A 24830-nucleotide genomic window follows, 5' to 3' on the forward strand; every position below is an offset into this window, starting at 1 on the left:
ACACGGTCGCGACACCGGCGGGGCTACGGTGGCGCCAGCATCTGGAGACCCGCCATGAACCTCTTCCGCACCCTGCTTGTCTGGATCCTGCTGGCGATCATCGGCGCCCTGGCCTGGCACCTCCTGGCCCAGGACCCCGGCTACGTGCTGGTGCGCTACCGCGGCTGGGATTACACCACCAACCTGCTCTGGGTCTCGGTGGCCGTGGTCGCGGGACTGTTCGCGCTGTGGCTGCTGTGGTCGCTGGTGGCGCTGCCGCTGCGCGCCTTCCGCCGCCGCCGCGAGCAGCAGTCGCGCGCCCGCCTGGGCTCCGGCCTCGAGGCGCTGCACCAGGGCCACTACGCGCGCGCCGAGAAGCTGCTGCCGCAGGCCGGCGACGACAGCGATGCCGCGGTCGCACGCCTTGCCGCCGCGCGATCCGCCATGGCCCGCGGCGACCACGCCGCAGCGCGCAGCCATCTTGATGCGATCGACACCCGCCACGCCCTGACCCGGGCCATCGGTCGCGCCGAACTGGCGCTGGCCGAACACCGCCCCACCGACGCCCTGGTCGCGCTGGACGACCCCGCTGCGCAGCCGCTGTCGCCGCGCGGGCTCGCCCTGCGCGCCGACGCCCTGGCCACCTCACGCCAGGCGGGCGATGCCTATGCCCTGCTCGGCGCCCTTCGCCAGCAGCAGGCGCTGCCGGAGGCGGCCCTGGCCGAGCGCGAGCGCGCCTGGGCGGCACAGGCCCTGGCCGAGGCGTCGGATGCCAACGCCCTGGCCGATCGCTGGGAAAGCGTGCCCAAGGCGCTGCGCGCCGAGCCCGCGGTGGTGTCCGCCTACGCCGAGCGCGCCGCCGCGCTGCGCTGGGAAGACGCCGCCACCTCAAGCATCGAGCACGCGCTGGACACGCGCTGGGACGAAAGCCTGGCCGCGTGCTACGGCCGCCTGCCCATCGATCGCGTCGAACATCGCGAGGCCCACGCCAGCCGCTGGCTGCAGCAGCATCCCGGCAGCCCCGCCCTGCTGCTGACCCTGGCGCGACTGGCGCGCGCCCGCGGCGAGTGGCCACGGGCCGAGGACCACCTGCACCGGGCCCTGGCCCAGGGTGCTGGCGCGGAAGCCTGGGAACAGCTTGGCGACGGTCACGCCGCGATGGGCGATGACGCCCGCGCGCGGATCGCCTATGCCAACACGCTGCGCGCGCTGCGCGGCGAGGCCACCGAGCCGATGCCGGGCCATGCACCGCAGCAGGACATCCAGGCCATGCGGGATGAGCGCGTGGCGGGCGCGGACCGCGTCGTCATCGATGACCGCACCGCGATCGACGATCGCGACGAGCACGGGTTCCCCCGCATCCGCGATTGAGCTGCGGGTGGCTCAGCGCTCGAGGATCGCGACAACGCCCATGCCGCCGGCGGTGCAGATTGAAATCAGTGCGCGGCCGCCGCCGCGCTCCTGCAGCTGGCGGGCCGCGGTCGCCACCACGCGCGCGCCGGTGGCGGCGAACGGGTGGCCGGTGGCCAGCGATGAGCCGACGGGGTTGATCTTCGCCGGATCAATCCGGCCCAGCGGCGCATCCAGGCCCAGGCGGCTGCGGCAGTAGTCCTCGCTCTCCCAGGCGCGCAACGTGCACAGCACCTGGGCGGCAAAGGCCTCGTGGATCTCGTAGATGTCGAAATCCTGCAGCGTGAGGCCGTTGCGCGCGAGCATCTCGGCGACCGCGACCGTCGGCGCCATCAGCAGGCCTTCGCCGTGCACGAAATCGACCGCGGCCACGTGTGCGTCGCGGACGTGGCACAGCACCTCGTGTCCGTGCGCGGCGGCCCATTCGTCGGTCGACAGCAGACAGGCGGCGGCGCCGTCGGTGAGCGGGGTGGAGTTGCCGGCCGTGAGCGTGCCAAGCCCGGAACTGCGATCGAAGGCCGGCTTGAGCGTGGCCAGCTTTTCCAGCGACGTGTCGGCGCGCAGCACGTTGTCGCGCGAGACGCCGCGGAAGGCCACGACCAGGTCATCGAAGAAGCCGCGCTCGTAGGCCGCGGCCAGCTTGTGGTGCGAGGCCACCGCGAGCTCGTCCTGCGAGTCGCGCGAGATGCTCCACTCCTTGGCCATGTCCTCGCAATGCTCGCCCATCGACTTGCCGGTGCGCGGCTCGGCCACGCCGGGGAAGTCGGGCTTGAGTTCGCCCGGGCGGAAGCCACTGAACTGCGCCAGCTTGTCCTTGGTGGTCTTCGCCGCGTTCGCCGCGAGCAGGCGCCGGCGCAGCGACTTGCCGTACACGATCGGAACGTCGGAAGTGGTGTCGCTGCCGCCGCCGATGCCGCTGTCGATCTGCCCGGCGGCAATCCTGTTGCCGATGGTGATGATCGAATCCAGCGAGGTGCCGCAGGCGCGCTGCAGGGTGATGCCCGGCGTCAACGCCGACAGTCCCGACGACAGCGCCGCCTCGCGGCCGAGGTTCCAGTCGCTGGAATGCTTGATCACCGCGCCCATCGCGACCTCGCCCAGGCGCTGGCCGTGGAGGCCGAACTTCTCCACCAGCGCGCCCAGGGTGCGCACGGACATGCCGAGGTTGCCGACATCGGCATAGGCCGTGTTCTGGCGGCAAAAGGGAATGCGAACACCGCCGAGGACGGCGACCGGGCGACCATGCAGCATCTGGGGACCTCGCAGTCTGCCCACCGACCGTGGCAGGCATAATGGCAGCGAGTTTAGCGCCGCCCATGCGCAGGGCCAATGAACACGACCGCAGAGAACACTCCCCGGACCAGCCGCGTGCTTGGCGCGCTGGCACTTGAACTCGTGCCGGGCAGCCGCGCCGCGCGCGATGCGGTGGCGCAGGCCGGTGCCGGCGACCTCGCCGCGCTGGTCGCCGCCGACCTGGCGAAATTCGCACCGGAAGCCGCCAGCCTCGACTGCACCCTGGTCGCGGCGCACTTCGATCCGGTGGAGCTGCTGCGCCCGGGCTGGCCGCTGCACCAGGAGCTGTGGCAACTGGCGGCCAAGGCCCCGCGCGCGCCCGGTGGTGGGCCACGCATCCTCGCGTTCGGCAGCCACGAAGGCCGGCTGCCCGGCGCGCTGTCGCGCGCACCGGAGTATTCCGGCGGCCCGCTGCGGCTGCTGCCCTATGTGCTTGATGGCGACCCGGCCACGGTCGCGCGCGTTGCGGCCCGCTGCGAAGCCGACCTGATGGAAGAAGGCATGGCCGGCGCCGGCGCCGCGCTGGCGATGCAGGACGCCTTCGGCATGCGCGTGGAGCACGCGCGCCACCTCACCGTGCACGACCTGTGTGCGCTGACCGCGATGCAGTACGAGCATGCCGGCCTGGCGCCGCTGTGGCCGCTGCTGGAAGCCGCCCTGCTGTCGCCCGCCCGCGAGGCCTGGCTCGACGCACCGCCGGAGCCCCTGCTGCGCTACGCCGATGGCATCGTGCGGATGGCGATGTTCAAGCCCGCCGCCTGGCGCGCGCGCTACGCACCGCATGCACCGGCGACCGGAGACAGCGACCAGGCGCAAACCGGCCTTGCGCGCCTGTACGCGCATTTCGAAGCCCGCCAGCGCCAGTTCACCAGCCTGCTGCGCGCGCACGGCGTGGCCGTGGAGTTCATCCACTGCCAGGGCGACGCGCGGGCGGAGCTCGAGGCCCCGCCCGCGCGCTGAATCACATCGCCTGGGTGATCACGCCGCAGGCCAGGCGCGCGCCGGCATTGCCGGTGGGCTGGGTGGCGTAGTCGTCGGGATCGGCGTGCACGATCACCGCGCGGCCGAGAACGTCGGTCGGCGCGCCATCGGCCAGCGTGGCGCCGTCCAGGCGGGTGTCGACCCTGGCCACGCCGGTGTCGTCGGCCCTGATGTTGTCGGTGTCGCCGACATGGTGCTCGCCGGCGCTGACGCGGCCGTGGGCGCTGTCGGTCGGATTGAAATGGCCGCCGGCGCTGGTGCCGTCCGGCGCGCTGCAGTCGCCGGTCTCGTGCACGTGGAAGCCGTGCTCGGTATTGGGCGACAGGCCGTTGACCTGGCCGGTGATGGCGACGCCGCCGTCGACGGCCGCGAAGGTGATCTCGCCGGTCACCGAATTGCCCTCGGTCGCCGCCAGGATCGCCATCGTGCCGGCGGCCGGCGTGGTGGTCATGTCGGCGGTCGCGGCCGGGGTGCTGGGCGCGACCGGCGCGGCCGGCGCCTCGGTGGCGGCCGGCGGGGTCGCGGCGTCGTCGTAGCCGTCCTGGCGTTCGCTGCAGGCGGCAAGTCCGAGGGCGAGCGAGGCGGCAAGCAGGGTCATGGGGATCGTACGCATGGGTGGCACTCCTTTCCTATGGTGCGCCCGGGGGCGCAATGGTGATGACGCCGCAGGCGATCCGCGCACCGGTGGCGCCGGCGGTGGAGCCCAGCACCACCAGCGAACGGCCGGCGATGTCGTTGGCCGCGGCGCCGCCGAGCACGGCCCCCGGGACCAGCTGGTCGACATGGGCCACGCCGCGCTCGTTGGCGACGATGCGGTCGCTGCCGCCGTCCAGCGCGCCGCTGCCGCTGGCATCGAACCAGGGACCGGCGCTGGATGCGTCGATCGCGCTGCAGTCGCCGCGCGCGTGCACCTGCAGCACGTGGGCGCCGTTGCGGCTCAGGCCGCCGACGTCGCCCGACAGACGAACCCCGCCCGGCTCGGCGCGCAGCACGATGCGGCCGCTCGCCAGCGTCGCCGAGGCCGCGGTGAGGTTGGCGTGCGCGCTGGCAGCCGTTCCGGCGTCTGCCCGCGGCGGAGGCGGGGGCGGCTCGCGCGTCGCGCTTGGCGCACCGGCACAGCCGGCGAGCACTCCGGTGGCGAAGATAAGGGCGGTCAGGCGACGCATTCGGCTCATCGATGAATGGGCGAGCGCGATAGCGTAGCGCCCGGCGGGTATGGGGTGCGTGATCCCGGCGTTCAGGACCGGGGACGGCGGGCGCCGAGCTTGCGGGTGAGCGTGTTGCGTCCGATGCCGAGGGCCGCGGCGGCCTCGCTGCGGCGGCCGTCCGCCTGGTCGAGCGCGGTTTCCAGCAGCACCCGGTCCAGACGTTCGCGGGCATCGGCGTGGATGCCCTCGGCGCCGGCGGCCAGCCGCGCCCGCGTCCAGCCGCGCAGCGCGGCCTCCCAGTCGTCTTCGCCGCCCGGCGCAGCGTCGCCGTGCCCACCATGCGACCCCCACGCCTCGTCGAGGTCAGCGATCTCCACCACGTCACCCGACGCCAGCGCGGCCATCCGCCAGCACAGGTTCTCCAGCTCGCGCACGTTGCCGGGCCAGGAGTGCGCCTGCATGCGCTGCAGCGCCGTGGGCGCGAGCCGCTTCACCGGCGCTGCGAAGCGCCGCGCCGCGCGCTGCAGGAAGCGTTCGGCCAGCCGCGGGATGTCCTCGCGGCGCTCGCGCAGCGGCGGCAGGCGCATGCGCACCACGTCAAGGCGATGCAGCAGGTCGGCGCGGAAGCCGCCGTCGCGCACCTTCGCTTCCAGGTCCTGGTGGGTCGCGGCGACCACACGCACGTCGACCCGGATCAGCTCGCGGCCACCGACGCGGAAGAACTCGCCCTCGGCCAGCACCCGCAGCAGGCGCGTCTGCAGCGGCAGCGGCATGTCGCCGATCTCGTCGAGGAAGAGCGTGCCACGGTCGGCCTGTTCGAAGCGGCCGAGGTGGCGCCGGCTCGCGCCGGTGAAGGCGCCGGCCTCGTGGCCGAACAGTTCGCTCTCCAGCAGCTCCGACGGGATCGCCGCGGTATTGAGCGCGACCAGGGGCATGCGCGCACGCGGCGATTCACGATGCAGCGCGCGCGCCACCAGCTCCTTGCCGGTGCCGGTCTCGCCGGTGATGAGCACCGACAGCGGCGCCTGCGCCAGCCGGCCGATGGCGCGGAACAGCTGTTGCATCGCGGGTGCGTCACCGACCAGCGCGTCGTCGTCGGCCGCGGCTTCCCCGCCGCCGGTGTCGCGCCCCCGGCCATCGACGGGCGTATCGCCGGCGCCCAGCGCGCGCGCCGCCAGCGCCACCGCGTCGTCGAGGTCGAAGGGCTTGGGCAGGAAATCGCGGGCGCCGCCGCGGAACGCGCCCGCGGTGCTGGCGATGTCGGTGTAGACACTCATCACCACCACCGGCAGCCCCGGCAGCCGTTGCCTGAGCGCGTCGAGCAGGCGCAGGCCGTCGTCTCCGGGCATGCGCACGTCGGTGAACAGCAGCCGCGGTGGCGCGGCACCGCGATCGAGGGTGGACAGCACGTCAGCGGCCGATTCGAAGCCGGTGACTTCGTAGCCGGCATCGCGCAGCGCCGTGGCGAGCACGAAGCGGACCGCGCGGTCGTCATCGACCACCCAGATACGTGCGCCGTCACTGCCTGTCATCGCGGGCCTCCTGTTTTTCCGCATTCGCATTCGCGCTCACGTCTGCACCGGCCCTCTCCACCCCATCCTTCGAAGCTCCGGCTACAGTTCCGCCGGCGGCGTCCGCACCGGCTGCGGGCACCGGCGGATACGGCAACAGCAGCGTGAATACCGTATGTCCCGGGCGCGAACGATAGGCGAGGCTGCCGCGATGCTCGCGCGCCACCTGCTGCGCCAGCGCCAGGCCCAGGCCGCTGCCCTCGGCACGGCCGGAGACCAGCGGCACGAACACCTGCTCGGCCAGCTCGTCGGGCACCCCGCGACCGTCGTCGACGATGTCCAGGCGCAGCGCCAGCGGATACAGTTCGCTGCCGATGCGTACCCCGTGCTCGGCCCGGGTTCGCAGCGTCACTTCCCCCGCCCCGGCCTCGATCGCGTTGCGCACCAGGTTCCACACTGCCTGCACCAGGCGGTCATGGCCGCCTTCGAATTCCGGGAGGCTGGGGTCGTAGTCACGCACCAGCTTCACCGCCCAACCGGCGTCGGCCTCGGCCAGGCGCAGCACGCGCTCAAGCACCGCGTGCACGTTGAGCGACGCGTGCGGCACCGGCGGCGCCGGGTCAAGCATGCGGTCGACCAGCTGCGCCAGGCGTGCGACCTCGGAATCGACCAGGTCCAGCAGTTCCCGCGCCGAAGCGTCGTCGCCGGGCATGCGGCGCGCCAGCAGCTGGGCGGCACCCTTCAGGCCCGCAAGCGGGTTGCGCAGCTCATGCGCCAGGCCCCTGAACGCCGCCGACAGTGCCAGCGGCAGCGCCGCGACCGGGTCACCACCGGGGAATTCGTCCACCGGATGCAGCTCCAGCAGCCAGCCACTGCCGTGCGGTCCCAGCCACGCGTCCGCGAAGCGGGGCGCGGCGCCGGGCACGGCCAGTGCCAGCCGCTGCAGGCGCCTGGACTCGCGCGGCTCCGCGGCCTCCAGCGCGCGCGCCAGGGCCTCGCCCTCGAACTCCAGCGAGGCCAGCGGCACGCCCGCCAGGCGCCGCGCACTGACCACCAGCCACTGCGCGCAGGCGGCATTGGCGGCGATCACGGTCCCATCGCCGGCGGCGACCAGGACCGGCGTACTGAGCGATTCGAAGTCGTGGGCGGGCAGCGACATTGCACCAATCTAGTGCAAGAAGCCGGCTTCGCGACAGCGGCGCATGGGGTTACCCCGTATTGAGCCCCCGGGCCGGCGATGCAACCCTCGTACCCGCGCACCCGCATGGCCTCGGCCCGGTGGGGGGTGCCGTCCGAATTTCGCCCGCTCGGCACGCCGGCGCAGGGCCTGGAGAGTCGCCATGAACAATCCTGTCTCTGATCGATACACCCGCCTCGCCCCGCCGCCCCCTCCGCCGCCGCCGCCCCCGCCGCCGAAGATCGAAAAGGCCGAGGACGCCCTTGCACAGGCCAGGCACGACCACGGTGGCAGCGTGCACGGCACTACCCATGCGGATACACAGGCCAACCTCGCCGAGAGCCGCCAGGCGGCGATCGACCAGGCCATGCAGGATGGCCGCGGCGGCGACATCAGCACCATCAATACCGCCTTCGACCAGGCGCTGGCACGCCTCGACGCCGCGGACATCGCCTACCAGACGCGGTCCGGCCCGGCGGTCGACACCGGCACCGCCCAGGCGGCGGACGGACGCAGCATCCGGACATCGACCCACGCCGATGGCACCCGGGTCGTGCAGGCCGAAGGCGTGGATGCGCGCGGCAACGCGGTAGCCACCACGCAGGTGTTCGAGGCGGGCGCGACCGGCGCCGCGGCCCAGGTGCCGCTGGAAAGCCGCACCGTGGTCGCCAACGGCACCTCGACCACCAGCGGGCTGCCGGAGCGCAGCGTGGAACAGGCCGCCGACGGCCAGGCCACGGTGATCACCGACACCTGGGGCGATACGTCCGGCGCGCCCGAGCGCGTGGTGCGCCATGTCGTCCTGCCATCCGCCGACGGTGGCCAGCAGGTCCAGTCGGTGACGCTGCTGGACGGCGGCGCCGAGGCCGACGTCCCGCCCGCGCTGCGCATCCGCGAAATCGCCGCCGACGGCACGGTAGCCTTCGATACCGGCGAAGTCAACCACGTGTCGTCCACGGCCGTGCCGGGGCGGCCCGGCGTCTCGACCGTGAGCCATGCCTACGACAGCGGCATGCGAATGGAGTACGCCATCCACGCCGCACCCGCCGGCAGCGAGGGCGTGCCGGACGCGATGCTCTCGCAGGCACTGGCCACCGAAGACGGCAGCGTCGTCTTCGAATCCACCGGCGTGACCCGGACCGAAACCTCCGGTCCGCAGGGCGACCTTCAGATCACCGACACCGCCGCCGACGGCAGCCGCACCGTCTACAACCTCGGCACCGACGGCCAGCTGGCAGGCACCCGCGCCTACGGCGCCGACGGCGCCCTGCTGCAGACCCTCACCCGTGTGTCGCTGGACGGCCTGCCGGAAGTCGCCAGCCGCGAGACCGTCACCGCCGCCGATGGCAGCCAGGTGGTGACCGAATACAACGCCGACGGCGAACCTCTGGGCATCCGCGAGATCGACGCCAATGGCGCCACCGTCCAGGAAGTCGGCTCGCTCAAGGGCGAGCGCATCGACGCCGCCCGCGCCGACGAGGTCGCCGGCGAGATCCTGGATGTCGGCGTTCGCCACCTGTGGAGCGACAACTACGAGAAGCGCCTGCTCTACGCCCTGGAGACCCTGCAGGACCTCGACCCGGTCTCGCAGCAGATGGTGCTGGGCGCCCTGCAGGAACAGGACCCGGGCATGGGCCAGTCCTGGTTCCGCACGGGCATCCTGGAAAACCTGAAGAGCGACGAACTGTCGCTGCTCGAAGGCGGCGGCCTCGACATCATGACCGGCGTGCCCGGCACCACCGCCGACGACCTGGAGGCGATCAGGACCATCCACGAGCTGGACGTGGACGCAGGCGAGTACACCGGCGAGTACGGCGAGTACGCGGCCACCAGCGACGAACAGGAGGCCGGCCAGCTGCAGGCCTTCATGGCCGAACACGAGGCGCGCGCAGGCGATCCCCAGGCACAGGCCCGGTTTGTCGCGCTGTACGAGCGCATGCACGGCGATGCCTTCGTCGAGGGCTTCCTGAGTGACGAAACCCTGGCCGAGGCGAAGGACACCGGACTGTCGCTCTACAAGGATGCCGGCGTGGTCGGGATCGACAACGCGGCCTACCACGTGCTGATGGGCAACCGCCTGGAGACCGCGGCCGATTCGCGCGAGGACGTACTGACCGCGCGCGACCGGGTAATGGATGCCGGCGTGCGCCGCTTCATGGTCGACAACCAGGAAGAGCGCGTGCAGGCGCTGGTGACCGAAATGGCCAAGCTCGACCCCGAAGGCCAGGCGGCACTGATGCGCCAGGTGGTCCAGGCCGATCCCGATGCGCGCCTGAACTGGCTGCGTGACGGCATCATCGACCGCGCCACCGCGGGCAACCAGTCATTCACTCCCGAAATGCGGGACGTGATCACCGGCATCCGCGGCAACGGCGAGACCAGCTTCATGGGCCAGCTGCAGGGCTTCGGCGGCGGCGTCAAGGACGCTGGCGTGGGCTTCGTGGTCGGGCTGGGCGTGCTGGCACGGACGTCCTACGACCTCTCCGGCGCCGGCATCATCAGCGACCTGGTCACCGGCGGCGACGGCCCCGCCTTCCTGCCCAGCGCGCAGCGTGGACAGGACACGGGCAAGGCCATGATCGAAGGCCTGCCGCACATGTTTGCGCACATCGGCGCAGCCTGGGGCGATGGCCGCTACGGCGAGGCCCTGGGCAACATCACCTTCGACGTCGCGTCGATGCTGATCCCGGTCAAGATCCCCAAGATCAGGCTGCCCGGGGGCGCGGGCGCGGCCGACAACATCGCCGGCGCCGCCGACAACCTGGCCACGGCGCGCTACGTGGACCAGCAGGGGCGGCCGGTCAACGCGCCGGCGACCGGGCCGCGGCTCGCCACGGCGGGTCCGGACGGCACGTACACGATCACCGATGCGGCGCCGCCGGGCGGCACTGCGGCGCGGCAGGGCATCGAGGCTCCGCCGCCGCGCCTGGCGATCGAGGCCGCGCCGACGCCCGAGCTCCTCGCCCAGCGCCAGGCCACCGCCGCCGCGTTCTACGAGCGCGCGACCGGGCGCCCGGCCGACCCCGCGCACCTCGGCGGCATCGACTTCAGCCGTCCGGTGGAGGTGCAGACCTTGCGCGAAGGCACGGTGGTCTACCAGTGGCAGGCGCCGGGCGCACCACAGGGCAGCTACTTCTCGCCCTCGCCTACCGCACGGCCGACCGATATCGGCATCTCCAGCGTGGGCGTGCGGCCCGAGGTGTACCAGAAGGTCTCCGAAACCCTCCGCAACGTCGATCCACAGGCGCCGGCGCCGGTCCGCCACGCCGACGGCACCTACAGCGGCATGGACCCCGCCCATGCCATCGAGGTCACGCCCGGCGGGATCGTCGACAAGACGCGCGTCGCCTACGTGGTGACGCGCGACACCGACGTGCTGGTTTCGACCGCGCGCCAGGTCAACGACACCTGGGCCATCCCCGACCGCTCGATGACGTCCATCCCGACCGAGGGCGGCCGGCTGCAGATCTACACCGGCGACGGCGGCGCGTTCCAAGCGCTGGTCCGCGGCGCCGAGGCACCGGCGACGACGCCGCCTGGCGCGGTCTCCGCATACGCCGTGCCACCCGGCCGGACCTTCGCCGACGACGTGCTCGGCACCGGGCCGCACCGGCTGGACGGCGATTTCCTGGAGATCGCCAGGCATGTGTACAAGGCCGACGGCACGCCGCTTGAAGGCGGCTTCCGCCAGCTGGGCGAAGCGGACCTGCCGCCGGGCATCAGCGCGGCCGACCTCGACCATGCGTCCGGGCTGCGCGCCGCGATCTACACCAATGGCGAGGGCCAGTTCGTGCTCGCGTTCAAGGGCACCTCGCCCACGTCGCTGCGTGACATCAAGGCCGACGTCGTGCAGGGCCTGGGCTTCCCGACCGGGCAGTACACGCATGCGGTCGAACTCACGCGCCATGCGCATGCCGCCTACGGCGACAACCTGGTGCTGACCGGGCACTCGCTGGGCGGCGGGCTGGCCTCGCAGGCCGCGATGGCCGCGGGCGCCGGCCACCTGCCGGCGATCGTGTTCAACCCGGCCGCGGTGCATCCACGCAACCTCGCGCGCGAAAACCCGCTGTTCCAGGACGGCGGTGGCGTCCAGCACGCGGCCGAGGGCGGCAGCTTCGCGAACGGTCGCGAGCTGGCCCCGTACTACGCCGGCGAAGGCGGCCTGGTGCGCGCCTACATCGTCAGGAACGACGAGCTCACCCTGCTCCAGGACCGCGTCCCGGGCATGCCCAGTGCATTGGGGCATCGTGAGGGGCTGCCGGCCAACTTCCCCTTCGGGCACGGCACCGCCGCGCTGCAGGAGGGATTCGCCAAGCGCTTCCCTGACGGCGTGCCTGATATCGACCCGGACGTCGGAACCCTGTACATCGATCCGGCCAGCGGCGAGTGGACCACGCGGGCGCCCGATCCCGACGGCCCCACCTGGCCCGGCAACTGGTTCCTGGGCGGGTCCACCCCGTAACGCCGTAACCCGGTAACGGCGGAATGCGGAATGCGGGGTGCGGCGTGCGGACTTCGCGGCGCAACGCCCGCGCGATGATTGTCTAGGGCGTCGGGTCCAGCAACCCGGCGCCCTCCGGCAGCGTCAGCGCGTGCAGGATCCGCAGGTCTTCCTCGTCCAACGTGGTCAGCGCATCGCCGCGAAAGCGCAGGCGGAATGCCCGGATCGCCGCAGCGGGATCGTCAACGACATAGCCGACCAGCCGCAGCGCGCGCATCGCATCGAAGCCATCCGGCGCCGGTGGCGCGTCATCGGCGGGCCAGATGCCGAACCCGGCTTCGGCCAACCGTTTCCACGGGAACAGCGCACCCGGATCGATCTTGCGCGAAGGCGCCAGGTCGGAATGCCCGATCACCTGGCTGCGCGGAATCCGCAGCCGCGTGGTCAGGTCCTCGAGCAGGCGCAAGAGCGCCTGCACCTGCGGCTCGGTGAAGGGTTCGCGGCCGTCGTTGTCGATCTCGATCCCGATCGACGCCGAATTGAGGTCGGTGATCGTGCCCCAGCGCCCGCCACCGGCGTGCCAGGCGCGACGCGAGTCGGCGACCAACTGGTAGATCGCGCCGTCGTCGCCGACCAGGTAGTGCGAACTCACCGGCCCGCCGCTGTTGCGGGTACTCAGCGTGCGCAGGCTCTGTTCGACCGAGTCCTGCTCGGTGTAGTGCAGGACGATGACAACCGGGCGACGCTCGTCATGGTTGGGCGATGGCACCCAGGTCGCCATCGGATTACGCGGCGGCTGGTGGACGCAGCCGGCGAGCAGGGCGAGGCAGAGGACAGCCGCAAGGGGTTTGATGTTCATCTCGCAATCGAACCCGGGATCGCGGCGGAGTGCAAGTGGCCCCGCTTCGGCTGCAGGTGCGCAGAAACCCGTGCTTTTCCCACCAGCCACCGCACGTTGCCGCGCAGCGGGGGCCAAGGCCCCCGCCGCCACGCCGCGCCGTCCCGCACCCGCGTCAGATCGCGTAGTACATCTGGTACTCGAGTGGATGGGTCGCCGAGCGGAACGCGGTGACTTCCTTCATCTTCAGCGCGATGTAGGCATCGATGAAGTCGTCGCTCATCACGCCGCCGGCCTTGAGGAACTCGCGGTCGGCGTCCAGCGCTTCCAGCGCCTGGTCCAGCGAGTGGCAGACCGTCGGGATGCCCTTGGCCTCTTCCGGCGGCAGGTCGTAGAGGTCCTTGTCGCTGGGGCCGCCTGGGTCGATCTGGTTCTTGATGCCATCCAGGCCCGCCATCATCAACGCGGTGAACAGCAGGTAGCCGGAGCTCATCGCGTCCGGGAAGCGGAACTCGATGCGGCGCGCCTTCGCATTGCTCACGTACGGGATGCGGCAGGAGGCGGAGCGGTTGGACGCCGAGTAGGCCAGCATCACCGGCGCCTCGAAGCCCGGCACCAGGCGCTTGTAGCTGTTGGTGCTGGCATTGGAGAAGGCGTTGATCGCGCGCGCGTGCTTGAACACGCCGCCGATGTACCACAGCGCGGTCTGGCTCACGCCGCCGTAGCCGTCGCCGGCGAACAGGTTCACGCCGGCCTTGGCCAGCGACTGGTGCACGTGCATGCCGCTGCCGTTGTCGCCGACCAGCGGCTTGGGCATGAAGGTGGCGGTCTTGCCGTTGCGGTGGGCCACGTTCTTGACCACGTACTTGGTGGTCAGCAGCTCATCGGCCTTGCGGGTGAGCGAGTTGAACCGGGTGCCGATCTCGCACTGGCCGGCGTTGGCGACCTCATGGTGGTGGACCTCGGTCTCGATACCCATGGCGTCGAGGGTCTTGCACATCTCGGCGCGGATGTCGTGCAGCGAGTCCAGCGGCGCGACCGGGAAGTAGCCGCCCTTCACGCCCGGGCGGTAGCCGGTGTTGCCGCCTTCGTATTCGCGGCCGGAGTTCCACGCGGCCTCTTCCGAATCCACGTGGAAGAAGGTGTGGCCCATGTCGTTGGCATAGCGCACCGAATCGAAGATGAAGAATTCCGGCTCGGGGCCGAAGAAGGCCTGGTCGGCGATGCCGCTGGACTTCAGGTAGGCCTCGGCGCGGCGCGCGATGCCGCGCGGGTCGCGGTTGTAGGCCTGCATCGTGGTCGGGTCCAGCACGTCGCAGGTCAGCACCAGGGTCGGATCCGCGGTGAACGGGTCGAGGAAGCCGGTGTCGGGGTCGGGCAGCAGCACCATGTCGGACTGGTGGATGCCGCGCCAGCCGCCGATCGAGGAGCCGTCGAACATCTTGCCGTCCTCGAACAGCGCCGGCTCGATGATCGACGCCGGATAGGTCACGTGATGCTGCACGCCGCGCATGTCTGAGAAGCGCAGGTCGATGAATTCGACCCGGTGGTCGCTGATGAGCTTTTCGACGGTTTCGATGGACATGGTGGCTCCGGATGGTCAGGGGGCCCGGAAGGCCGGGCATCGGGCGGTTGAACGCAAGTGCCATGCCATCACACAAGCGCCTGATTTGACGTGAATTCAGGGCGGGTGGACGCGCGCGACGCCCTCCCTTGGTGCATATATGACACGGATGCACCATTCTGGTGCCCACCCCGATCCGCTATGCTCCCGCGCTTGTACGCGCGCCGCACGGGGACCTGCTCATCCAGCCCGTGCCGCCGCACCCATCCGCACCGCACCGCTGGATCCCTGCCGATGACCGACCCGCTGGCCGCCCTGCTCCTTGGCATCCTCGAAGGCCTGACCGAGTTCCTGCCGATCTCGAGCACCGGCCACCTGCTGATCGCGCAGTACTGGCTGGGCGCGCGCTCGGATTTCTTCAACATCGTCATCCAGGCCGGCGCGATCCTCGCCATCACCCTGGTGTTCCGCGAGCGCATCACCGGCCTGGTCACCGGCCTTGGCGAGGCCCGCAACCGCGACTACGCGATGAAGCTGGCCGTGGCCTTCCTGGTCACCGCGCTCGTCGGCCTGCCGGTGCGCCTGCTGGGCTGGGAGCTGCCGGAAACCGTAAGCCCGATCGCCTGGGCGCTGATCATCGGCGGCGTGTGGATGATCGTCGCCGAACGCGTGGCCGAACGTCGCAACCCCGACGGCACCGGGGTCACCTGGACGATCGCCGTCCTGGTCGGCCTGGCGCAGGTGGTCGCCGGCGTCTTTCCCGGCACCTCGCGCTCGGCGGCGGCGATCTTCATCGCCATGCTGTTCGGCCTCAGCCGGCGCACGGCGGCGGCCGAGTTCGTATTCCTGGTCGGCATCCCGACCATGTTCGCGGCCAGCGCCTACACCTTCCTGGAGCTGGCGATGGACGGCGGCCTGGGCGGCGAAGCCTGGGCCGACGTCGGCATCGCCTTCGCCGCGGCCACGATCACCGGCTTCATGGTCGTCAAATGGCTGCTGGGGTATATCGAGCACCATCGGTTCACCGGCTTCGCCGTGTATCGCATCCTGCTGGGTGCGGCACTGCTGCTGTGGCTGCCGATGGGCGAATGACGCCACGCCCGACCCCGTCGGGCGCCGCCGCGCGTTGGCCCCTGTCCCTGCCCCTGGAGATCGCCCGATGAACCATCCGTCCCTGTTCGCCCTGCCGCTGGCACTCGCGCTCGCGGCCTGTTCGCCCGGCACCGGCGACGATCCGTCGGCTTCGACGCCCGCCACCGCGCCGGCATCGGAACCGGCTCCGGCTCCCCCGGGCCACGCGCCCGTCCCCGACGTCGCGGCCACCCTCGGTGGCTACCACTGGCAGCTGGACTCGGCCACCGCCGCCGACGGCGCCCGCATCGACGCGCTGTTCGCCAATGCCGAGGCCCCGCTGCAGCTGGACTTCGCCGACGGCCGGGTGTCGGTGGCCAACGCCTGCAACGGCATGGGCGCGGACTTCAACCTGGCCGCCGGCGAACTCACCCTGGGGCCGATGATCAGCACGCAGATGGCCTGCGCCGAGCCGCTGATGGCGATGGAGCGCGAAGCCCATACCCGCCTGGCCGGCAGCCATGCGCTCGACGTCGAAGCCGGCGAGCCGCCGCGGCTGCAGCTGGTCAACGCCCTGGGCGACACGCTGGCCTTCACCGGCGCGCCGAACGCGCGCACCCGCCACGGAGGTGACCCGGAACGCGTGTTCCTGGAGGTCGCGGCCGAGCGCATCGACTGCAACCATCCGCTGATGCCGGACCATCGCTGCCTCGAGGTCCGCGAACTGGAGTACGACGCCGACGGCCTCAAGCAGGGCACCGGCGAATGGGGCCCGCTGTACGAAGAGATCGAAGGCTACGAACACCAGCCCGGCGTCCGCAACGTGCTGCGCGTGGACCGCTTCCGGCGCCAGGACGTGCCCGCGGACGCTTCTTCCATCGTGAACGTGCTGGACATGGTGGTGGAGAGCGAGCAGGTCGGCCGCACCGAGTAGGTGCGGTCGGATCACCTTTGTCCCGGTGATCGCGGCCATGTCGTTACGCGGCGTGCGAAGTATGCAGGCCGTAGCTGCCCCAGGTTGCGGCTTCGGCCAGCACGTGGCCCTGCATCGCGCGCAGCACGTCGCCGGCGGTGAAGCGTTCCGGCAGTTCCAGGTGCTCGACATCGAGCGCGAACACGCGGAAGAAGTAGCGGTGCAGGCGCAGGTCGTGCGCCGGCGGATACGGGCCGTCGTAACCGGACCAGTCGCCACCCATCTCCGGGTCGCCGGCGAACCAGCCGGTGTAGTCGTTGAGGCCCTGGCGCGTGCCGGACGGCCCCGGCGGCGTGCGCTTGCCGCCCTTGGTGACGCCGTCACTGCAGCTGCCGGCTTCGATCGAGGTGACCTGCGGCGGGATGTCGACCATCGCCCAGTGCATGAAGTCGCCGCGCGGGTGTTCGACCGGGATGTCGACCCTGTCATTGGCGACCAGGGCCGGGTCGGTGGGCGCGTCCGCGTCGATGCACAGCAGCGCGAACGCGCGCGTGCCCGCCGGCGCACCGCCCCAGGACAGCTGCGGATTGCGGTTGCCGCCGAAGCCCTCGGGCGTGCCGAAGGCGAACGCGGCGGGAATCGGCTGGCCGTGGTCGAAGCTTTCGCTGGCGATGTGCATGGCGGTGACGGTCATGGGGATGTCCTCGTGGTCAGGCTTCGGGATAGCCGAGGCGGCGTGCGACCGGCGCCAGCTTGGCAAAGGGACCGGCAAGCTGGTCGGCATAGCGGCGCCAATCGCCGGCGGCGAAGCGCGGCGTGCCGAACAGGCCGGCCGGCGGCGGCGGCAGGCTGCTGCCCAGGGCGCTGCCGATCAGGGCCGCCATTGCCACGGGGTCGTCGGCGACCTCGTCGACACGAAGCAGGCGGTGCGGCACCAGGTTCTGCTCGTGCAGGGTGGCGATCTGGTCGAGCGCGGCGGCAAGCCAGCCGGCCGCGAGCTGTGGCGATTCCGCCGCGAACGGCGTGCCCGCGCCGAATGCGATCCAGTCCATCAGCATGTCGCGCGGGTCGCGCAGCATGACCAGCAGCTGCGCCTCGGGCAGCGCCGCGCGCACCGCTGCGGTGTAGCTGTTGTCCCACCACGGCATCCAGTCGATCACGGCGTCATGGATGCCGCGCCCGGGAAGGGCCTTGCGCCAGGTAGCGATCACGGCGGGCGCATCGAAGGTCCCCGAAGCGACATTCGCCCACGACCCGATGTCCTGGAAGATATCGGCCGGCGGGTTGGCACCGACGCGGTCGTCGCGGAACGCCGGCACGACCTTCAGCAGCCGCGCGCCGCGCTCGGCCAGCGCACCCGGCAGGCCGAGCAGGAACACCGCCGGCGGCGCGTCGGCGACCGGTGCCGCGGCTTCGGGCCACTCGGCCGGTGCCGGGGTGGCCCTGGGCAATGCCAAGCGGTTGCCCGGTCCCGCCGCGATGCGCCGGTTCCAGTGATCCAGCGCGCCGGCGAAGTCACCCGTGCGGTGCCGTGCCAGGCCCAGTCCCATGTCCAGGGTCGCCCTGGCGTCCGGGTGCAGGTCGTCCCGCGCCAGCAGCGACTCGATGCGCCGCAGCGCCTCGGCAGGGTCGGTCACCAGCAGTGCGTCCACCAGCTTCATCCCGGCGTCGAAGTGGTCCGGCTCGAGTTCAAGCAGCGCCCGCGCAGCGGCCTCGGTGCCGGCAGGCCGGTTTTCGATGGCGTGGAGCTTCATCTCCGCTTCCAGGGCATCGATCGATTCCGGCCTGTGCTGGCGCCAGCGCTCGATCAGCCCGGCGGCAACGTCGCCCAGCGGATCGAAGACCAGGCGCACGTACCACAGGAGATCGATACCGGGCGAAGTCGCCAGCGCCGCATCGAGCATGTTCCGCGCTTCGTCGGTCGCGCCAAGCCGGCGCCAGGCCTCGGCGATCGCCGTGGTGGCCCGGAGCTCGCCAGGCTGCACCGCGAACACTTCTCGCAGGTGCTGCAGCGCGCGCGCCGGCCGGCCCGCCGACAGTTCGAGCTCGCCGACAAAACGCCGCACCTGCAGCGTGGCCGTGGCCTGGTCTGCCAGCAGCGGGGCGAGTTCGTCGATGGCATCGACCGGGCGGCCCTGGCGCGCCAGCGTGAGCGCGAGCATGAGGCGCGCGTCATTGGCCAGCGGCGGAGTATCGAGCAGCTTGCGGAAGGCCTGTTCGGCGAAGGCGAAGTGCTCCTCCCTGAGATACGCGAACGCCAGCGCCTGCATGGTGAGCGGATCGCCGGGTGCCTGCTGCAGCGCGGCCGACAGCTGCGCGATGGCGGCGCCGTTGTTGCCCTTGCGCAGCGCGATCATGCCGCCGAGCGCCTGCAGTTCGGGATGATCCTGCTCGACCCTCCCGGCCAGGCGCAGCTGGCGCTCGGCCTCGGCGATGTCCCCGGCGGCAAGCGCCAGGTGCGCCCGCATGGCATAGGCGGCAAAGTGGTTGGGGTCGGCGCCCGCCGCGGCGTCCATCGCCTGTCGCGCGGCCTCGAGGTCACGCATGCCGAGCTGCAGGGTGGCGTGTTCCATGTGCAGTTCAGCGGAATCGGGAGCCAGCGCGATCGCCGTCAGGATCACCTCGCGCGCGGCGTCGAGATCACCGCTGGCACGAAGCGCCAAGGCCAGCAGGCGCTGGGCGTCGACGTCGCCGGGCGCGTCCGCCGCATGGGTGCGCGCCGCATCCAGCGCGGTCCGGGTGTCGCCGCGGCGCAGCGCGTCGAGAATCTTTTCTTGCATGGGAAGGCCGTCCTGCCGGCGCGGCGCGCCGAAAACCCCGATTGTAGCCGTCCGGCCCGCTCAGCCTTGGCCGGCCAGGCGTTCGACCACCCAGCGCTCGGCGTAGCCATCCAGCCGCGGTCCCTCGATGAAGCCGCAATGGCCACCCCGGGCCGCGACTTCCAGCCGCGCCCCTGCAGGCAGGGCCAAGCGATGGAAGTCATCCACCGGGATCACCGGATCGTCGGCACTGGTCAGGATCGAAGCCGGCACCGCGAGTCCCGCCAGGCGGTCGCCGGCGATCGAATAGCCGTCGAAGTAGGCGGCAAGGCTGCCAAAGTCGGTGTGCCGCAGCACCAGCCACTCGGTGAGCGCGCGCATGCGCAGGCGCAGCACCGCGTCGTCGAAGCCCACGCGATCGGGAAACAGCTCGCGCTTGCGCACCAGCGAGCGCCGCCAGCTGCGCTCGAAGTGATGCATGTACAGGGGCAGTCCACGTTCCATCGCTTCCATGGTCCGCGCCGGGTCCAACACCGGGCAGACCGCGGCCACACCGTCCAGCGACAGCCCGGCGGCGGGCGCACGCAGCGCCAGGCGCAGCGCGAAGTTGCCCCCGAGCGAATGCCCCGCGACCACCAGCCGCGGCCGCGGCATGCGTCCGGCGATGTCCCGCGCGGCGTGCACGACTTCGTCGATGCGCGCGGAATGGAAGATGTCGGGGTTGAGGTGGTGGCTGCCGCCGTGGTCGCGGAAGTTGAGCCGGAACACGTCGTAGCCGCGCGCAAGGAAGCCGGCCGCGGCCAGGCAGACATAGGCCGACTCCGCGCTGCCCTCCCAGCCGTGCAGCAGCAGCGCCATGCCGCGCGGCTCGACGCCGGGCAGCGCGGTGTGCAGCCCGAGCAGGCGCACATCCCCGCCGCCATCGACCACGACCTCCCGGGTCAGCGCGCCGCTGGCGGCGAGCGCGGCCAGCCCGCGGCGGCGGCGCAGGGGACTGCCGGCAAGCACGGACTGCAGGTGGGCGCTGCGCAGCCAGCGCGGCGGCCGATAGGGACTGGTCGTGACCGGGCTCACGGCTCCCGCAGCGCGGCGACGATGCGCTCGCGGCTGATCTTCGCGATCGCGGCGCGACCCTCGGCCTGGCCCGGCAGCACCGGCTCGAGGAAGACCACGTCGACCACGCGCGCAGGCTCGCCGAGCAGGCGCAGGAAGTTCTGCACGAAATTTTCGTGTGGATGGAACGCGACCACGCGCTGGCCCTCGGCGCGCGCGCCGTAGCGCAGCGCCACCGGCTGCACCGGCACCCCGGCCTCGACGGCGGCGGTGAAAATGCGGGCGTGGAAGGGTCCGACCTCGACGCCGTCGCGGGTGCGCCCCTCCGGGAACACGCCCACCGAACGTCCGCTGCGCAGGCGCTCGACCATCACGCCGAGCACGCCGCCAAGCGATTCCTGGCTGCCACGCTGGTGGAAGATGGTCCCGCCGCGACGGGCCATGCGCCCGACCAGCGGCCAGCCGTCGATCTCGCGCTTGGCGACGAAGCCCATCATCCGCTGGCTGTGCAGCGCCGAGATGTCCATCCAGCTGACGTGGTTGGCCACGAACAGGGTGCCGCCCGGCAGCGGCGTGCCGACGCGGCGCATGCGCAGGCCGAACACCCGCAGCAGCCCGCCCTGCCAGGCCCGGGCCAGGCGGTCGCGAAGGCTTTCGCCGCCGAGCCCGATGCGGTCGGTCGGCAGCGCGAGGCCGATCATCACCAATGGCAGGTGCACGAGCGCGTGCCAGAGCAGCATCGGTACGCGCAGGACATAACGGCCCGCGCGCGCCAGCGGGGCGCCGGCGGACGCGGTGGAAGCGGTGGGGGGACGCATCGCGAAACGATACCGGATGGCTTCCGGCGCGGGTAGCTTGGCGGCGCTCAGGCCGCGGCGACCACCGCAAGGGTCAGGCGAGAAATGCAGGCCAGGCGGCCGCGCGCGTCTTCGATCCGGATCTCCCAGACCTGGGTGCTGCGTCCGATGTGCAGCGCGCGCGCGGTCCCCCTGACCAGGCCCTCGCGGGCGGCGCGCACGTGGTTGGCGTTGATCTCGAGGCCGACGCAGACCTCGCCCTCGGCCACGCACATGTTGCCGGCGCTGCTGCCCAGGGTTTCGGCCAGCAGCACCGAGGCGCCGCCGTGGAGCAGGCCGTAAGGCTGCCGGGTGCGGGCATCCACGGGCATGGTCGCGACCAGGTGGTCATCGCCGATGTCGACGAATTCGATGCCCAGGGCTTCGATCGCGGTGCCCCGGGAGAGGGCATTGAGCGCAGCGAGGTCGAGGCCGCGGCGGAAAATCGACGGTGGGACGGTCATGGAGGGCTCCGATGGCCCCGGGCTGGCGCCGCGGCGCGCCAGCCTAGGACCGGGCTCCCCCGCGGTCAATCCGATCAGACCAGGCGGAAGCGCGGGGCCGGCTGGCCGCCGGGTGCGTAGCGACGGGCGGCGGCGTAGCCGCTGCTGCTGCCGTAGCCGGTGCCGAAGTCGCGTGAGCGGTAGCGCGGCGCCAGGCCGGTGGCGCTGCCCGACTTCGCGGAGCCGCTGACGCTCGCGGCGGCATGACTGGCAGCGTGGCTGGCGGCAAAGGAAACGTTGGCGTCGGTGCGGTACATGGCGGTGTCCTCGGGGGTTGTGACTTGGTGTGCTGGTAACGTACCACACCACGGCCCTACCGCAATAGGACAAAAGTCACAGCGGCCCGTTTCGGCGGTCTTGCCGATGAACGGTCGTCCAGGGGAACGCTCAGAGAATCGGGGCCAGCCCGGCACCGAACGCAGTGAAGATGCGGGTCAACAGGCCGCGCAGGCCGACCCGCACTTCGGGGAAGTCGCCCACCGGCTCGTGGCAGGCGCGGAACCGCGGATCGCCCGGGGGCGGCGGCTCCACGCAGCCCGGCCCCGGCTGGAACTCGTAGCTGGTCGCGTAGCGCGTCGGCCACAGGTCGAACACCGGCAGCGATTCGGACACTTTGCCCAGCGAGTAGTCCAGGCCCGGCAGCAGCCACGGGCGGTCGCGGCGCGCGATCGTCCAGGCATTGGCCGGCGCCATGTCGCGACGGACGCTGGCGGCGAGCGCGCGTGCGAATGCCGCGTCTTCGATCACCACGGCGCTTTCGGTGTTGTAGTTGTCACCGCGCGGATCGAAGTTGTGGGTGCCGATCACGCCGATGCGCTCATCGACCACCAGCGACTTGGCGTGCAGGCCGAAGCGCACGCCGCCGCGGTGCAAGGGCACGCGCTCGTGCGCCGAGAAGCCCGACCAGCGCAGCGCCGAGTACTCGCGCTCGAGCGGACGGATGCGCGCACGCTCACCGTCGCCGCCGTCGAGAACCACCGTGCCGGTGGCCTCGACGTCGATCGGCGCATCCTGCGGGAAGGGCTTGAATTCGTGGATCTGGAAGCCGAATTCACGCAGGTGCCGGCGCTTGTACTTGTACGACAGCGCATAGGTGATGAAGGCATCGGTCGCGGCCAGGCTGTTGGTCGACACCAGCACCCGCGGCGGATCCTCGCGCCCGTGCAGTTCGCGGAACAGGTCCTGCGCCACCGGCGACAGCACCAGGTAGGGCGTCTGCAGCAGCACCTCCTCGCGCGCGCCCTCGATCAGCTCGCGCAGGCCGCGGGTGGAAGGCGCCACGCCTTCATAGTCGCGGCGATGCTTCTGCGGCGGGTCGGAAATGAACTCCACCGCCGCGACCGGCAGCGCCTGCGCCGCCAGCGCATCCACCAGGCGGCCGTCGTCGGCATCGCGCGAGATCTGTTCCACGCGCGCCGGCAGCTCGAACGGCGCATGCGGCAGCGGCGGCACGCCTTCACGCAGCAGCAGCTGGCCGACGTCGCCGAGCCCGGCAAGCGTGCGCGTGAGCCGCGCGCCCCAGTACTGCTCGAAGCTGGCGGCCATGTCCGCCACCACCGGCCCGGCGACGAACAGGTCGCGATCGCGGAAGTTGTACTCCGGGTCCCAGTCGTAATAGCTGTTCTGGTAGTTTCGCCCGCCGGTGATCCCGGCCAGGTCGTCGACCAGCAGCAGCTTGTTGTGCATGCGCTGGTTGAGCCGCCGCCAGCAGCAGGCCGCGGCAAGCACGTACTGCGGATAGCTGATGCGCGCGCGTCCAAGCACCGGGTTGTAGATGCGCATCTCGAAGTTGGCATGGGCACCGGCCAGCGCGGCCAGGGTCTCGACCTCGCGCAGCGCCGACAGCTGGTCCACCAGCACCCGCACCCGCACCCCGCGCCGCGCTGCGGCCAGCAGTTCGTCGAGGAACAGATGCCCGGCGTCGTCCTCGTCGAAGATGTAGGTCTGCACGTCGATGGTGCGCTGCGCCGAGCGCACCATGCTCAGGCGCGCGAGCAGCGCATCCTGCCCGTAGTCGAGGATCAGCGCGTGGTGGCGCGGCGCGCCGGGGGCGCTGTCCGCCATCGCGTCGAGCCCCAGCCTGCGCAGTGCCGAAGGCGTGGCGCAGGCATCTTCGCGCAGGCAGTCGACCAGCACCGGGCGCGCCTGCCCGGCCACGCGCGCCGCGGCCTCGGCCTGTTCCGGCGACAGCGTGGCGCAGCCACCGGCTGCCAGCGCGGCGGCCAGCAGCAAGAGGCGCAGCACGGCCTTCATCCCACGCCCCCCGCCCCGGGCGCGTCCGCGTTCCCGCCGCCGCCCTCCGTCGCCCGGATGCGCAGCTGGAAGCGGACCTTGCGCCCGATCGCAACGCTCCAGCGGTTCATTCCGTAGTGGCTGCGATCGATCAGGCCCGCCGCCAGCACCGGGCAGTCCAGCGCCGGACGCGCACACGTCGAGGGCAACACCGTGAATGCCTCACGCTGCTGCACGTCACGGATGTTGAGCACGCCCGGCAGCGCGCCGCCGTCCACCAGCAGCCGCGGATCGAAGGGGTCGGACACGAAGCTGAGCCAGGGATGGCGTTCGGCGTCGAAGAAGCCCCTGCCGCGGGTGAGCTGGGTATTGCGCCGGCTGCCGAGGATTTCCACGTCGGTCGTCGACAGCGACAGCCGCACCTGCTGGCGACCATCGGCCAGGCGCGTCAGGCGGCCTTCGAAGACCGGGAAGCGGCCCTCGACCACTTCGCCCCAGCGGGTGACAAGGTTGAAGCCGACTTCCGAGCTCGCGGTGTCGATGTCCGCGGCGCGGAGCGGAGCAGCTGCCGGCAGGGCGGCGGCGAGAAGTGCGACCAGCAGCGCGCAGGCGGCGACCGGGACACGCCTCACGGCCACCAGAAGTCGATGAGCCGCGCCGCGCCGGGTTCGACCTCGGCGCCCACCGGCAGCTGCAGCATCGCGATCGAGCCCGGCGGCATGCCGCGGTACTCCCCGGACTGGCCGCTGTGCAGCAGCGCCACCAGGCGCTCCAGCCCGGGATTGTGGCCGACCAGCATCAGCCGGCCGACATCGCGATGCTGGTCGGCCAGCGCCGCCAGCGTGCCGGGGGTGGCGTCATAGATGGAAGGTTCCAGGCGCTGTTCCACGTAGCCGACCACGCCGAATACCGCTTCAAGCGTCTCGCGCGTGCGCCGCGCCGGCGAACACAGCACCTGGTCGGGCAGCAGCCTGTGCTCAAGCAGCCAGCGCCCGGCGGCCTCGGCCTCGGCCTGGCCTTCCGGCGAAAGCGGGCGATCGAGGTCGGCCTGCCCCGGCCCCGCCGCCTCGGCATGGGCGTGGCGCAGCAGCAGGATGTCCCTCACGTCGGTTGCCATCGGT

21 protein-coding genes are annotated in these 24830 nt (G+C 71.7%); 5 read left to right on the top strand and 16 right to left on the bottom strand.

The window, feature by feature from the left end; genetic code table 11:
- Positions 1 to 54: 54 nt before the first annotated feature.
- On the top strand, positions 55 to 1350 hold the full coding sequence (locus WCE37_RS13175) for a heme biosynthesis HemY N-terminal domain-containing protein (protein WP_343279758.1): 1296 nt from the start codon (positions 55 to 57) through the stop codon (positions 1348 to 1350).
- 12 nt (positions 1351 to 1362) lie between these two features.
- Here WCE37_RS13175 and WCE37_RS13180 read toward each other — a convergent pair whose 3' ends face one another.
- Positions 1363 to 2640, bottom strand: coding sequence for an acetyl-CoA C-acetyltransferase (locus WCE37_RS13180; RefSeq protein ID WP_343279759.1), 1278 nt, complete (start codon positions 2638 to 2640; stop codon positions 1363 to 1365).
- A 78-nt stretch (positions 2641 to 2718) separates the two neighbouring features.
- On the opposite strand from WCE37_RS13180, the gene WCE37_RS13185 reads away from it, so the two are divergent.
- The gene (locus tag WCE37_RS13185; RefSeq protein WP_343279760.1) at positions 2719 to 3642 is read left to right on the top strand and encodes a hypothetical protein; all 924 of its coding nucleotides are present in this window, start codon (positions 2719 to 2721) and stop codon (positions 3640 to 3642) included.
- Position 3643: 1 nt separating this feature from the next.
- Here WCE37_RS13185 and WCE37_RS13190 read toward each other — a convergent pair whose 3' ends face one another.
- From WCE37_RS13190 to WCE37_RS13205, 4 genes are all read right to left on the bottom strand, one after another.
- Positions 3644 to 4276 carry a superoxide dismutase family protein gene (locus WCE37_RS13190; RefSeq protein WP_343279761.1) on the bottom strand — a complete coding sequence of 211 codons (633 nt, stop codon included), beginning with the start codon at positions 4274 to 4276 and terminating at the stop codon, positions 3644 to 3646.
- Between the two features lie 16 nt (positions 4277 to 4292).
- Complete coding sequence (locus tag WCE37_RS13195; protein WP_343279762.1) at positions 4293 to 4829, bottom strand: superoxide dismutase family protein; 537 nt, start codon at positions 4827 to 4829, stop codon at positions 4293 to 4295.
- Positions 4830 to 4900: 71 nt separating this feature from the next.
- Positions 4901 to 6343: a nitrogen regulation protein NR(I) gene (gene ntrC / locus WCE37_RS13200; RefSeq protein ID WP_343279763.1), complete on the bottom strand. Its 1443-nt coding sequence runs from the start codon at positions 6341 to 6343 to the stop codon at positions 4901 to 4903.
- The gene (locus WCE37_RS13205; RefSeq protein WP_343279764.1) at positions 6330 to 7481 is read right to left on the bottom strand and encodes an ATP-binding protein; all 1152 of its coding nucleotides are present in this window, start codon (positions 7479 to 7481) and stop codon (positions 6330 to 6332) included. The genes ntrC and WCE37_RS13205 overlap by 14 nt, the downstream gene beginning before the upstream one ends.
- A 181-nt stretch (positions 7482 to 7662) precedes the next feature.
- On the opposite strand from WCE37_RS13205, the gene WCE37_RS13210 reads away from it, so the two are divergent.
- Positions 7663 to 11961, top strand: coding sequence for a polymorphic toxin type 46 domain-containing protein (locus WCE37_RS13210; RefSeq protein ID WP_343279765.1), 4299 nt, complete (start codon positions 7663 to 7665; stop codon positions 11959 to 11961).
- A gap of 82 nt (positions 11962 to 12043) precedes the next feature.
- Here the strand turns inward: WCE37_RS13210 and WCE37_RS13215 are convergent, their stop codons facing one another.
- Together WCE37_RS13215 and glnA are read right to left on the bottom strand one after the other, a co-directional pair.
- The gene (locus WCE37_RS13215) at positions 12044 to 12799 is read right to left on the bottom strand and encodes an N-acetylmuramoyl-L-alanine amidase (RefSeq protein ID WP_343279766.1); all 756 of its coding nucleotides are present in this window, start codon (positions 12797 to 12799) and stop codon (positions 12044 to 12046) included.
- 154 nt (positions 12800 to 12953) lie between these two features.
- Positions 12954 to 14363: a type I glutamate--ammonia ligase gene (gene glnA, locus WCE37_RS13220; RefSeq protein ID WP_343256056.1), complete on the bottom strand. Its 1410-nt coding sequence runs from the start codon at positions 14361 to 14363 to the stop codon at positions 12954 to 12956.
- Between the two features lie 273 nt (positions 14364 to 14636).
- Here glnA and WCE37_RS13225 point away from each other — a divergent pair, with 273 nt between their 5' ends.
- Positions 14637 to 15434: an undecaprenyl-diphosphate phosphatase gene (locus WCE37_RS13225; RefSeq protein WP_343279767.1), complete on the top strand. Its 798-nt coding sequence runs from the start codon at positions 14637 to 14639 to the stop codon at positions 15432 to 15434.
- Positions 15435 to 15501: 67 nt separating this feature from the next.
- On the top strand, positions 15502 to 16347 hold the full coding sequence (locus WCE37_RS13230; protein ID WP_343279768.1) for an META and DUF4377 domain-containing protein: 846 nt from the start codon (positions 15502 to 15504) through the stop codon (positions 16345 to 16347).
- A gap of 43 nt (positions 16348 to 16390) precedes the next feature.
- Here WCE37_RS13230 and WCE37_RS13235 read toward each other — a convergent pair whose 3' ends face one another.
- The 9 genes from WCE37_RS13235 to WCE37_RS13275 form a co-directional block, all read right to left on the bottom strand.
- Positions 16391 to 17005: a YbhB/YbcL family Raf kinase inhibitor-like protein gene (locus WCE37_RS13235; protein ID WP_343279843.1), complete on the bottom strand. Its 615-nt coding sequence runs from the start codon at positions 17003 to 17005 to the stop codon at positions 16391 to 16393.
- Positions 17006 to 17036: 31 nt separating this feature from the next.
- Positions 17037 to 19106, bottom strand: a complete 2070-nt coding sequence (locus tag WCE37_RS13240) for a tetratricopeptide repeat protein (protein ID WP_343279769.1) — start codon at positions 19104 to 19106, stop codon at positions 17037 to 17039.
- A gap of 60 nt (positions 19107 to 19166) precedes the next feature.
- A complete protein-coding gene (locus WCE37_RS13245; RefSeq protein ID WP_343279770.1) occupies positions 19167 to 20159 on the bottom strand; it encodes an alpha/beta fold hydrolase in 993 nt (330 codons plus the stop codon).
- Positions 20156 to 20956 (bottom strand): lysophospholipid acyltransferase family protein, encoded by an 801-nt coding sequence (locus WCE37_RS13250; protein ID WP_343279771.1) that lies wholly within the window; start codon positions 20954 to 20956, stop codon positions 20156 to 20158. Before WCE37_RS13250 ends, WCE37_RS13245 begins: the two co-directional genes overlap by 4 nt.
- 47 nt (positions 20957 to 21003) lie before the next feature.
- On the bottom strand, positions 21004 to 21438 hold the full coding sequence (locus tag WCE37_RS13255; RefSeq protein ID WP_343279772.1) for a hotdog fold thioesterase: 435 nt from the start codon (positions 21436 to 21438) through the stop codon (positions 21004 to 21006).
- A gap of 74 nt (positions 21439 to 21512) precedes the next feature.
- Positions 21513 to 21734, bottom strand: a complete 222-nt coding sequence (locus WCE37_RS13260; protein ID WP_343255171.1) for a hypothetical protein — start codon at positions 21732 to 21734, stop codon at positions 21513 to 21515.
- Between the two features lie 130 nt (positions 21735 to 21864).
- Positions 21865 to 23730 (bottom strand): phospholipase D-like domain-containing protein, encoded by a 1866-nt coding sequence (locus WCE37_RS13265; RefSeq protein WP_343279773.1) that lies wholly within the window; start codon positions 23728 to 23730, stop codon positions 21865 to 21867.
- Positions 23727 to 24341, bottom strand: a complete 615-nt coding sequence (locus WCE37_RS13270; RefSeq protein ID WP_343279774.1) for a YceI family protein — start codon at positions 24339 to 24341, stop codon at positions 23727 to 23729. The genes WCE37_RS13265 and WCE37_RS13270 overlap by 4 nt, the downstream gene beginning before the upstream one ends.
- On the bottom strand, positions 24338 to 24814 hold the full coding sequence (locus WCE37_RS13275) for a histidine phosphatase family protein (RefSeq protein ID WP_343255237.1): 477 nt from the start codon (positions 24812 to 24814) through the stop codon (positions 24338 to 24340). The genes WCE37_RS13270 and WCE37_RS13275 overlap by 4 nt, the downstream gene beginning before the upstream one ends.
- Positions 24815 to 24830 lie beyond the last annotated feature (16 nt).

The organism is Luteimonas sp. MJ250 (assembly GCF_039548455.1).
GTDB lineage: Bacteria > Pseudomonadota > Gammaproteobacteria > Xanthomonadales > Xanthomonadaceae > Luteimonas.

Excerpts from the sequence above, each read along its gene's own strand:
- WCE37_RS13175 (WP_343279758.1), top strand. The coding sequence starts at position 55 with ATGAACCTCTTCCGCACCCTGCTTGTCTGGATCCTGCTGGCGATCATC.
- WCE37_RS13180 (WP_343279759.1), bottom strand. The coding sequence starts at position 2,640 with ATGCTGCATGGTCGCCCGGTCGCCGTCCTCGGCGGTGTTCGCATTCCC.
- WCE37_RS13185 (WP_343279760.1), top strand. The coding sequence starts at position 2,719 with ATGAACACGACCGCAGAGAACACTCCCCGGACCAGCCGCGTGCTTGGC.
- WCE37_RS13190 (WP_343279761.1), bottom strand. The coding sequence starts at position 4,276 with ATGCGTACGATCCCCATGACCCTGCTTGCCGCCTCGCTCGCCCTCGGA.
- WCE37_RS13195 (WP_343279762.1), bottom strand. The coding sequence starts at position 4,829 with ATGCGTCGCCTGACCGCCCTTATCTTCGCCACCGGAGTGCTCGCCGGC.
- ntrC (WP_343279763.1), bottom strand. The coding sequence starts at position 6,343 with ATGACAGGCAGTGACGGCGCACGTATCTGGGTGGTCGATGACGACCGC.
- WCE37_RS13205 (WP_343279764.1), bottom strand. The coding sequence starts at position 7,481 with ATGTCGCTGCCCGCCCACGACTTCGAATCGCTCAGTACGCCGGTCCTG.
- WCE37_RS13210 (WP_343279765.1), top strand. The coding sequence starts at position 7,663 with ATGAACAATCCTGTCTCTGATCGATACACCCGCCTCGCCCCGCCGCCC.
- WCE37_RS13215 (WP_343279766.1), bottom strand. The coding sequence starts at position 12,799 with ATGAACATCAAACCCCTTGCGGCTGTCCTCTGCCTCGCCCTGCTCGCC.
- glnA (WP_343256056.1), bottom strand. The coding sequence starts at position 14,363 with ATGTCCATCGAAACCGTCGAAAAGCTCATCAGCGACCACCGGGTCGAA.
- WCE37_RS13225 (WP_343279767.1), top strand. The coding sequence starts at position 14,637 with ATGACCGACCCGCTGGCCGCCCTGCTCCTTGGCATCCTCGAAGGCCTG.
- WCE37_RS13230 (WP_343279768.1), top strand. The coding sequence starts at position 15,502 with ATGAACCATCCGTCCCTGTTCGCCCTGCCGCTGGCACTCGCGCTCGCG.
- WCE37_RS13235 (WP_343279843.1), bottom strand. The coding sequence starts at position 17,005 with ATGCACATCGCCAGCGAAAGCTTCGACCACGGCCAGCCGATTCCCGCC.
- WCE37_RS13240 (WP_343279769.1), bottom strand. The coding sequence starts at position 19,106 with ATGCAAGAAAAGATTCTCGACGCGCTGCGCCGCGGCGACACCCGGACC.
- WCE37_RS13250 (WP_343279771.1), bottom strand. The coding sequence starts at position 20,956 with ATGCGTCCCCCCACCGCTTCCACCGCGTCCGCCGGCGCCCCGCTGGCG.
- WCE37_RS13255 (WP_343279772.1), bottom strand. The coding sequence starts at position 21,438 with ATGACCGTCCCACCGTCGATTTTCCGCCGCGGCCTCGACCTCGCTGCG.
- WCE37_RS13260 (WP_343255171.1), bottom strand. The coding sequence starts at position 21,734 with ATGTACCGCACCGACGCCAACGTTTCCTTTGCCGCCAGCCACGCTGCC.
- WCE37_RS13265 (WP_343279773.1), bottom strand. The coding sequence starts at position 23,730 with ATGAAGGCCGTGCTGCGCCTCTTGCTGCTGGCCGCCGCGCTGGCAGCC.